The organism is Kitasatospora sp. NPDC089797 (assembly GCF_040684795.1).
In the GTDB taxonomy this organism is placed as follows: Bacteria; Actinomycetota; Actinomycetes; order Streptomycetales; family Streptomycetaceae; genus Kitasatospora.
In genome coordinates, this window is record NZ_JBFBGS010000005.1 from 42901 (window position 1) to 52691 (window position 9791).

Sequence of the window (9791 nt, forward strand, 5' to 3'; positions counted from 1 at the left end):
GGCTCCCACCACCGGGCCGCTGTCCGTCACCGGCCCGTCGACGACCGCCCGGCCGACCGGGGCCGGCCGATGAGGCGCGCGACGGCCCCACTGCGACGCGGCGGCCGGGCCGTCGGCCGCCGCACCGCAGCCCGGTGGAGGCTGCTGGCCGTCACCGCGCTGGCCGTGGTCGTCGACGTCCTGCCCGGTGTGCCGGCCCCGCTGCTGGTGCCGTCCGGCTGCTGGCTGCTGCTCGGCGGGCCCTGGCTGCTCTGGTACGGGTACGCCGACACCTTCGTCGCCACCAGGGCCGGGCGGGCACTGGTGGCCGTTGGGCTGGCGATCGGCGGCGACCTCGCCACCGAACTGCTGCTGAACACCACGTTGCCGCTGCTCGGCGACGACCGCCCGCTCCGCCAGGCCCCGTTGGCGCTGTCGGCGGCGCTGGCGGTCCTGCTGGCGGCCTGGATGCTGCCACTGCCCGAGCGCTCGCCCGAGCGCTCGCCCGAGCGCTCGCCCGAGGCTGCGCCCGCGTCCGAGTCCGGCCCCGAGCCCGAGCCCGAGCCCGAGCCCGCTGCCGCCGGGCCGCGACACCGCCGCCGCGCCGGTACGCCCCGCCGCCGCACCCCCGGGCTGCGCCCGGTGCTGCTGCTCGGCTCCGGCTGCCTGGTCCTTGCCGTCGGCGGGGCGATCCGGCTGAACAACGGCCTGGGCCCGACGATGGCACTGCTCGCCCTGGGCGCCATGGCCGTGCTCTTCGTCCAACTGCTGCGCGGCCGCCGCCGCTACCCGGAGGAGGTGCTCTGCCTCGGCCTGTTCCTGCTGGCCGCCGCACTGCTGCTGCTGACCTCCCTGCGCGGCTGGTTCATCACCGGCCACGACATCCAACGCGAGTACGAGGTCTTCCAGTTGGCGTCCGGCGCGGACCGCTGGCAGATCGCGGCCTTCCGCGACCCCTACAACGCCTGCCTGAGCATCACCCTGCTGCCCACGGCCTTCGCCCGGCTGACCGGGATCAGCGGCCTGTACGTCTTCAAGGCCGTCTTCCCGCTCCTCTTCGCGCTGAGCGTGCCCCTGGTCTACCGCTCGGTGCGCAACGTCGCGCGCCGGACGGTGGCGCTGCTGTCCGCGCTGTACTTCGCGGCCTTCCCCACCTTCTTCACCGACATGACCTTCCTGGCCCGCCAGGAGATCGCCTTCCTGCTGTCGGGCGCCGCCCTGGTGGTGCTCACCGACCGGGGGCGGCCGCTGCGCCGGCGCCGGGTGGTGTTCACCGCCCTGATGGGCGGCGTGGTGCTCTCGCACTACTCGACCACCTTCGTGCTGGTGGCGGTGCTCGCCATCGCGCTGCTCACCGACCACGGCTGGCGCCTGCTCTCCCGGCTCCGGGCCCGGCGCGCGGGACGGCCGCGGCCGACCGCCACCGCGTTCGTGACCTGGTGGATCGTGCTCGCCACGGCGGTGGCCGCGGTGCTGTGGACCGGACCGCTGACCGGCACCGGTGGGCAGCTGCGCAGTACGGTCAGCGCGACGGTGCGGGACGTCACGGACCCGGCCCAGGTGCAGAGCGGCTCCTCGGACACCTCCTACAGCCTGCTCGGCGGGCAGGCGGTCACCCCGCAGCAGCGGCTGGCCCAGTACCAGCAGAGCACGCTGCAACTGACCGCCCAGGGCCGGGCGAACGGCGACTACCTGTCGGCCGACCAGGTCGGCCGGTACCCGGTGGCGGCGGTGACCGAACCGGACCTGCCGCTCACGGCGCTGGGCCGGGCCCTGCAGCACACCGGTCTGGACGTCTCCGCCGCCAACAAGGCGATCCGCCAGTGGGCCGCCGACCTGCTCCAACTCCTGCTGCTGGTCGGGCTCGCGGTCTGCCTGTGGAGCAAGCGGCGGGCCTTCCGCCCGGCGCGCGACCAGATCACCCTGACCATCGGCATGCTGACGGTGATCGGGCTGCTGACCGTGCTGCCGCAGCTGTCCGTGGACTACGGCGTGCTGCGCGCCTTCCAGCAGGGCCTGTTCTTCTTCGCGCCGTTCATCGCCGCCGGTTCGCTCCGGGTCCTCCGCTGGGCCGGGCGCTGGACGCCGCCCTTGGCCGGCGCCCTCGCGGTGGCCTTCTTCCTGGACCTCACCGGGGCGGTCCCGCAGCTGATCGGCGGCTACCCGCCCCAACTCAACCTCAACAACGCGGGCCAGTACTACGACATCTACTACGTCCAGCCGCAGGAGCGGACCGCGATCACCTGGCTGGAGCAGCTCACCGCCGGCGACCGCAAGCAGAACGTCCAGTCCGAGGTGCAGACGGACCGCTACACCTTCAGCCGGCTCCAGACGTTGATTCGCGGTCGGGCACTGGACGACATCTACCCGACCCTGATCGGCGCCGACTCCTACGTCTTCCTCGGCAGCACCACGGTGGCGAAGGGCGAGGCGACCGCCTTCTACCAGGGCGACCTGGTGACCTACCGCTACCCCATGGGCCTGCTCGACGCCACCAAGAACGAGATCTACAGCAGCGACGGAGCGGAGATCTACCGATGACCGACAAGACCGCCAAGACCGCCACGACCTCGACGACGGCCAAGACCACCAGGACCGCGCGGAGCGCCGAGAGCGCCGACAGCGCCAGGGCCGGACGGGTGCTGCTGGTCAGCCACTACTACCCGCCGCACGTCGGCGGGATAGAGAACGTCGTCCGCCAGGAGGCCGAGCAACTCGCCCGCCGCGGCGTGGCGGTGACGGTGCTCACCACCGGCACCCGACCTGCCCGGGCCCAGCCGGGGCCGGAGCCGGAGCCGGACGCGGATGCGGTGACAACGCCGGAGAACGGGAAGCCGGGCGTACGGGTCCTGCGCTGCGCCGCCTGGAACGGGATCGAGCGCCGCACCGGCGTACCGTTCCCCGTCCCCTCCCCGCGGCTGCTGCTCGACGCGGTGCGCGAGGCGCGCCGGGCCGAGGTGATCCACCTGCACGACTGCCTCTACCCGACCTCCTGGGCGGCCTGGGCGGCCTCGACTCTCACCCGCACCCCGCTGGTCCTGACCCAGCACGTCGGCCTGGTGGCGCACCCCTCGGCACTGGTCCGCGCCGTGCAGCGGGTGGTGTACGGGGTGTTCGGCCGGGCCCTGTTGCACCGGGCCCGGCGGGTGCTGGTGCTGAACGACACGGTCCGCGCCTTCACCCGGGCACACGGTGCCCGCGCCCACGCCGTACGGCAGTTGGCCAACGGGGTGGACACCGTGCTGTTCCACCCCGCCGGTTCGGCGGAGGAGACCCGGCGGCTGCGGGAGGAGTACGGGCTGCCGGCCGACCGGGCCCTGGTGCTCTTCGTCGGACGACTGGTCCCGAAGAAGGGGTACGACCTGCTGCGCGCGGCCGCCGATCCGGCCTACGACCTGGTCTTCGTCGGGACCGGAGCCGGGGGGGAGGAGCACCGCGGCGGCGGCGCCGGCGTCCACCACCTCGGGGCCCTGCCGCCCGACCGGGTCGCCGAGGTCTACCGGGCCTGCGACGTCTTCGCGCTGCCCTCCACCGCCGAGGGCTTCCCGCTCACCGTGCAGGAGGCGATGGCCTCGGGGCTGCCGGTGGTCACCACCGACGACCCGGGGTACGCGCCGTACGCGCTGGACCGGGCGGAGGTCAGCCTGCTGCCGCGCGATGCGCAGCGGCTGCGGGCCGAACTGGCGGCGCTGGTCGCCGATCCGCGCCGGCGGAGGCGGATGGGGCGCTACTCGCGGTCCTACGCGGAGCGCAGCTTCGGCTGGTCGGAGCACGTGAGCGCGCTGCTCGGCCACTACGCGGCGGCGAGCACGCCGAGCGCCGGGTGGGCCCCGACGGGGACGAGGGCGGGCGGATGACGACCGACCGCCCGCGCTCCCCGGCGCCCGGTGCCGACGGGCCGGGCCGGCCGGGCCGAGCGAGCCGGTCGGGCCGACCAGTCCGGCCCGACCGGGCCGGACGCACCACCGGCGTCGGCCTCGTCGCGCGCCTCGCCCGCGCCGTCCGCACCGCCCGCCACGACCAGGTGGCCCGCAGCTCCGTCTACCTGATGGCCGCCACCGTCAGCACCTCCGCGCTGGGCTTCCTGTTCTGGGTGGCCGCCGCCCGGCTGTTCTCCCCGAGCCAGGTCGGCACGGCCACCTCGCTCACCAACGCGATCTCGCTGATCGCCTACTTCAGCCTCTGCGGCCTCAACAGCACCCTGGTGCGCTTCCCGGCTGCCCCCGAGCGGCGGCACGCCCAGATCAACCGGGCCGTGCTGCTGGTCTTCGGCGCGGGCTGCCTGCTCGGCACCGGCTACCTGCTCGGGCTGCCGCTGTACGGCACCCGGCTGCTCGCGGTGCGGGCCGACCCGGTGCAGGCAGGGCTGATCGTGCTGTTCTGCGCCCTGTCGGCGGTCAACCTGCTCACCGACGCGGTCTTCGTCGGCGAGCGGCTCGCCCAGTACAACACCCTGGTCGACGGGGTGTTGCAGGGCCTGGCCAAGCTGGGGCTGCCGTTCCTGCTGACGGGGCTGGGGTCGTTCGGGCTGGTCGCGTCCATCGGCGGCGGCTACGCGGTGGCGGTGCTGGCCTCGCTCTGGTTCCTGCGGCGGCGGATCGGGCTGCGCCCGACCGTCCTGGGCGGCGGCACCCGACTGCGCGAGCACCTGGGCTTCTCGGCCGGCAGCTACCTGTCCAGCCTGCTGAACCTGGTACCGCTGCTGGTGCTGCCGCTGCTGGTGCTGCAGCGCCTGGGCGCCGAGGCGGCCGCCTACTACTTCGTCGCCTTCCAGATCGCCAACCTGGCCAACGCGGTCCCGTTCGCGGTCTGCGAGTCGATGTTCGCGGAGGTGTCCGCCGACGAGTCGCGCCTGGTGCCCGTGCTGCGCCGCTCGGCCCGGCTGATCGTCCTGCTCCAACTCCCGGCCGCGGTGGCGCTGGCCGCCGGCAGCGGGTTGCTGCTGCGGCTGTTCGGCGGGTCCTACCCCGCGCGGGCCCAGGGCCTGCTGGTGGTGCTGGCGGTGGGCACCGGCGCGGTGGCGCTGAACACGGTCGGGAGCTTCGCGCTCAAGCTGGTCCGCCGGATGGCGCCGCTGGTGTGGAGCAACGTCGTCTACGCCGTGGTGACCGTGGGCCTGGCCGCCGCGTGGGCCGGGCGCGGACTGATCTGGTTCGGCTACGCCTGGGGGCTGGGCAACCTGGCCTCCGGTCTGATCGCGGTCCTGGCGCTGGCCCGCACCCCGCTGCCGGGCCGCACCACCGCACAGCAGACCGCCGCCGAACGGACGACCCCCGAACGGACCACCCCCGAACGGACCACCGCCCCCGCCACCCCGTCCCCCGCCCCGGCGGGCCCACGAACGGAACACGCCCCCATGAGAGTGCTGGTCGTCAACGCCTACGTCCGTGAGAACGCCGGAGACGCCGCCCTGCTGGCGGTGTGCCTGCGCCAGGTCCGCGCGGCCTTCCCGGAGGCCGTGGTCACCGTCGCCGGGATGGAGGACCCGGTGGTCCACCCGGCCTTCGACGGCGCCGCCAACATCGGCTCCATCCGCCGCTACGTGGCGGACGCCGGGATCGGCACCGCGCGCCGGATCGCGCGCAAGGCGCTGGGACTCCTGGCCCTGCCGCTCGTCCTGTCACTGCCGTCGCGCGCGCCGGGCAGGCTGCTGCGCACGCTGCTGCCGACCGAGGTGTGGCGCGAGGTGGAGGCGGTGGAGGCGGCCGACCTGGTGGTGTCGATGGGCGGCGGCTACTTCAACGCCCGCCCGGGCCTGGACGGTTACCAGAACGTCTTCTACGTGGCGCTGCCGCTGCTGCTGGCCCACCGCCGGGGCGTGCCGGTGGTGTTCGCCCCGCAGTCCTTCGGCCCGTTCCCGGCCCCGGCCCAACGCCGGCTCGCCGCCTACGTCCTGCGCCGGGCCGCGCTCGTCCTGACCAGGGAGGACGTCAGCACGGACATCCTGGCCCGGTGCGGGGTGCGCGGCGGCCCGGTGCGCCGGGCGGTCGACTCGGGGTTCGCCTTCGCACCCCCGCCGCGGGGCGACTGGCGGGCCAGGCTGGGGGTGGGGCCGGAGGTGCCGCTGGTCGGCGTGACCGCCCGGCAGTGGCTGGCGGCCGCCGAACAGGACCGCTACGAAAGGGCGTTGGCGCAGACCATCGACGCGGTGCGGGCCACCGGCGCCCAGGTGGTGCTGATCCCCCAGGTCACCACCGACTACCTGGGCGACGACGACCGGATCGTGGACCGCCGGATCGCGGGCCACTGCGCCACACCGCCCCTGCGGGTGGACGAGCGGGTCGACTTCCGCGAACTCAAGGGCCTGTACGGCGAGTGCGCCTACGTGCTGGGCACCCGCTTCCATTCGGTGATCTTCGCGCTGACCAGCGGGGTGCCGTGCATCGCGATCGAGTACGAGCACAAGACCCGCGGGATCATGCGGGACCTGGGGCTCGAATCCTGGGTGCTGCCGATCGCCGAGGTGTCGGCGGCCAGCCTCGGCACACTGGTCGAGCGGCTCCGGCTGGGGCGTGAGGAGTACCTGCGGGTGCTGGCCGAGCGGATGCCCGGCTACGTGGCCCGCGCCGAGGAGCTGCCGGAGCTGCTGCGCGCCGCCGCCGACCGCACGCCGGAGCGGGTGGCGGCATGACCGGGCGCACGGTCCTGCTCGCGACCCCCTACTTCCCGCCCGACACCGGCGGGGTCGAGCAGTACACCTGGGAGCTGGCCCGGCAGTTGCGGGCCCGGCACGGCTACCGGGTGGTGGTCGCCGCGACGGTGGGCGACGGCGGCCGCCCGGGCCGGCACGTGGAGCCGGACGGCCTGGTGGTGCACCGGCTGCCCGCCCCGCTGCGGGTCTCCCGCACCCGGCTCGGCACCGGCTGGCGCGCCGCACTGCGCACGCTGATCCGGGAGGAGCGGGTCGACCTGGTGAACGCGCACGCCCCCGTGCCGCTGTTCGCCGACGCCGCCGCCCGGGCCTGCGGGGACCTGCCGTTCGTGCTGACGTACCACACCGGTCGGATGCACAAGCGCGATCCGCTGGGCACGGCCGCCTGCTCGCTCTACGAGCACACCCTGCTGGCCGGCACCGTGCGCCGGGCCGCCGAGCTGATCTGCTCCTCCGACCACGTCCGGGGCGATCTCGCCCGGCTGTTCGCCGGGCGGGCCGTCACCGTGCCGCCCGGCGCCGACCTGGCGCGCTTCACCGCGAGCCCGGTGCCTGGCGCGCCCCGGATCCTGTTCGTCGGCTCACTCGCCCGTGCCACCTCCTACAAGGGGTTGCCCGATCTGCTGCACGTCCTGCCCGAACTGGCCCTGCGCGTACCGGGGGTGAGCCTGGAGGTGGTCGGGGACGGCTCGGCCGCGGCCGCGTACCGGCGCCTGGCGGACCGCCTGGGGATCGCCCCGCTCGTGCGGTTCAGCGGCCGGCTGGCCGGAGCCGAGCTGGCCGCCGCCTACCGCCGGGCCCGGGTGGTCGCGCTGCCCACCCACTACGACAGTCTGCCGAGCGTGCTGGTGGAGGCGATGGCCGTCGGGCGCCCGGTGGTCAGCACCCGGGTCGGCGCCATCCCCTCGCTGGTGACCGAGGACCGCCCCGGCTCCATCGACGGCGGCGGCACCGACGACGCCAACGGCCTGCTCACCGACCCCGGCGACCGCCCGGCGCTGGCCGCGGCGCTGACCGCGGTCCTGGGCGACGACGCACTCGCCCGTCGGCTCGGCGCCGCCGGCCGGCGCCGGGTCGAGGCCGGGTTCTCCTGGGAGCGGCAGGCCGACCGGACGGCGGAGGTCTTCGCCCGGGCACTGGCCGGCCGGCGCCGGCGCGGGGTGGCGGTGGTGGCCCCCTACTACCCGCCGAAGATCGGCGGCGTGGAGAACTACGCGGCCCGGATCGCCGACGCGGTCGCGCAGGAACCGGGCCTGCGGGCCGCCGTGATCACCAGCAACACCGCCGGCCGCCGCACCACGGTCCGGATCGAGGACGGCCTGCCGGTGGTCCGGCTCGGCACCTGGGCCCGGCTCTCCAACACCCCGCTCAGCCCGCTCTGGCCCTTCCAACTCCCGTACTGGCTGCGCCGCCTGGACATCGACGTGGTCAGCGCGCACGCCCCGGTGCCGGGCCTGGCGGACCTGGCGGTGGCGCTCGGCGGCGCGCGGGCCTCGGTGCTGACCTACCACGCGGGCTCGATGGCCAAGGGCGAACGCGGCGTGGACCGGCTGATCGGCTGCTACGAGCGGTTCCTGCTGCCGAGGGTCTTCCGCCGGGCGGCGGCCCTGGTCGCGGTCTCCCCGGTGTCACTGGCGGCCGGCCGTCGCGGTGCGCTGCAGATCCCGCCCGGAGTGGACACCGACCGCTTCACCCCCGGCCCGCCGGCCGCCCGGCGGCCGCCCACGGTGCTCTACGTCGGGCGGATGGACCGCACCTCGGCCTGGAAGGGCGTACCGGTGCTGCTGCGCGCCTTCGCCCAGCTGGCCGACCTGCCCGGGGCCCGGCTGCGGCTGGTCGGCGACGGCGACGCCCGGCCGGAGCTGCGGGCCGAGGCGGACCGGCTGGGCCTCGCGGACCGGGTCGAGTTCACCGGGGCGCTGACCGGCCCGGCCCTGGTGGCCGAACTCCAGCAGGCCGCCCTGCTGGTCCTGCCCTCGCTGAGCGCGGCCGAGTCCTTCGGGATGACCCTGATCGAGGCGATGGCCTGCGCCACCCCGGTGGTCGGTTCACGGGTCGGCGGCATCCCGTACGTGGTGGACGACGGCGTGACCGGCCTGCTGGTGGCGCCCGGCGACGAGCGCGCGCTGGCCGCGGCCTGCCGACGGCTGCTCACCGACCCCCGCACCGCCGACCGTTTCGGCACCGCGGGCCGGCGCCACGTCGCCGAGCACTACGCCTGGCCCGGGCTGACCCGGCGCTACCTGGAGCTGTTCGCGGAGCCAGCGCGGTCCTGACCGGCGCGGTGGGCCCCGGTGGGCGAGACGGCGGCGGCCGCGCATGTCCTCCCGCGTCGCCGTCCGATCGGGTGTCACTATCGGACCGATCCGCACGGAACAGGGCATTTCGCCCTTGAGGAGGAATCCGCATGCCCAGTCGTCCCCTCGGCCCGGCCGCCCTGCTGGCGGGCGCCGTGATCGTGTTCGCCCCGCTCACCGGCTGCAGCGGCGGGGTGGACGCGCCCGGGCCGGTCGTCGCCGCGCCCCCGCCGCCGGAGAAGGCCTTCGGCCAGGCCTGCACCGCCCTGTCCGGGAACGGCGGCGGCCTCGACGCCCTGGGCGGCCAGCCCGTGCTGACCGCGATCGACCAGACCAAGGACCTCGGTCAGCTGTCGGCCCTGATCAAGACGGCCAAGGCCAAGGACATCTTCGACTCGATGGAGAACGTCACCGTCTTCGCCCCGAACGACGCCGCCTTCGCGAAGCTGACGGAGGACCAGAAGAAGCCGCTGGCCACCCAGCAGGGCGCGGGGGACCTCGTCCGCAAGCTGATCGTGGTCCGGGACCTGCGCAAGGACGACCTCCAGGACAAGCAGTACACCTCGCTCCAGGGGGCCGTCATCAAGGCCGCCGGCAGCGGCGAGGACTACCGCATCGGCGGCGCGCAGGTGCTCTGCGGCAGCATCAAGACGGCCAACGCACGGCTCGCTGTCCTGGACACGGTGCCGTCCTTCGGCTGACGAGCGGCGTTCCCGAGGTGGGCCGGTCCGGTGGACCGGCCCACCTCGTCGTGTGCCGGGGCCCGGGCGCGGGCAGACTGCGCCGAACGGTCCGGGGTGTTGCGCCGAACGTGCGGATTCCGTGGCGAACATCCGATGACACGATGTCAGGTCATCCTGACG

At 74.9% G+C, this 9791-nt stretch carries 5 protein-coding genes; all 5 read left to right on the forward strand.

Features of this window, described 5'->3' with window-relative positions; translation table 11 throughout:
• The first annotated feature begins 69 nt into the window (after nucleotides 1-69).
• The 5 genes from AB0O91_RS05875 (at nucleotide 70) to AB0O91_RS05895 (ending at nucleotide 9629) form a co-directional block, all read left to right on the forward strand.
• The gene (locus AB0O91_RS05875; protein WP_363428290.1) at nucleotides 70-2520 is read left to right on the forward strand and encodes a DUF2206 domain-containing protein; all 2451 of its coding nucleotides are present in this window, start codon (nucleotides 70-72) and stop codon (nucleotides 2518-2520) included.
• Nucleotides 2517-3836, forward strand: a complete 1320-nt coding sequence (locus AB0O91_RS05880) for a glycosyltransferase family 4 protein (protein WP_363428292.1) — start codon at nucleotides 2517-2519, stop codon at nucleotides 3834-3836. Before AB0O91_RS05875 ends, AB0O91_RS05880 begins: the two co-directional genes overlap by 4 nt.
• Nucleotides 3833-6610 (forward strand): polysaccharide pyruvyl transferase family protein, encoded by a 2778-nt coding sequence (locus AB0O91_RS05885; protein WP_363428294.1) that lies wholly within the window; start codon nucleotides 3833-3835, stop codon nucleotides 6608-6610. The genes AB0O91_RS05880 and AB0O91_RS05885 overlap by 4 nt, the downstream gene beginning before the upstream one ends.
• Entirely contained in the window at nucleotides 6607-8907 is a 2301-nt protein-coding gene (locus tag AB0O91_RS05890) for a glycosyltransferase family 4 protein (RefSeq protein ID WP_363428296.1), read from the forward strand. The genes AB0O91_RS05885 and AB0O91_RS05890 overlap by 4 nt, the downstream gene beginning before the upstream one ends.
• 131 nt (nucleotides 8908-9038) lie before the next feature.
• On the forward strand, nucleotides 9039-9629 hold the full coding sequence (locus AB0O91_RS05895; protein ID WP_363428298.1) for a fasciclin domain-containing protein: 591 nt from the start codon (nucleotides 9039-9041) through the stop codon (nucleotides 9627-9629).
• Nucleotides 9630-9791 lie beyond the last annotated feature (162 nt).

What these genes read in the sequence shown, in the direction of transcription:
- AB0O91_RS05875 (WP_363428290.1), top strand. Translation starts at nt 70, where the DNA reads ATGAGGCGCGCGACGGCCCCACTGCGACGCGGCGGCCGGGCCGTCGGC.
- AB0O91_RS05880 (WP_363428292.1), top strand. Translation starts at nt 2,517, where the DNA reads ATGACCGACAAGACCGCCAAGACCGCCACGACCTCGACGACGGCCAAG.
- AB0O91_RS05885 (WP_363428294.1), top strand. Translation starts at nt 3,833, where the DNA reads ATGACGACCGACCGCCCGCGCTCCCCGGCGCCCGGTGCCGACGGGCCG.
- AB0O91_RS05890 (WP_363428296.1), top strand. Translation starts at nt 6,607, where the DNA reads ATGACCGGGCGCACGGTCCTGCTCGCGACCCCCTACTTCCCGCCCGAC.
- AB0O91_RS05895 (WP_363428298.1), top strand. Translation starts at nt 9,039, where the DNA reads ATGCCCAGTCGTCCCCTCGGCCCGGCCGCCCTGCTGGCGGGCGCCGTG.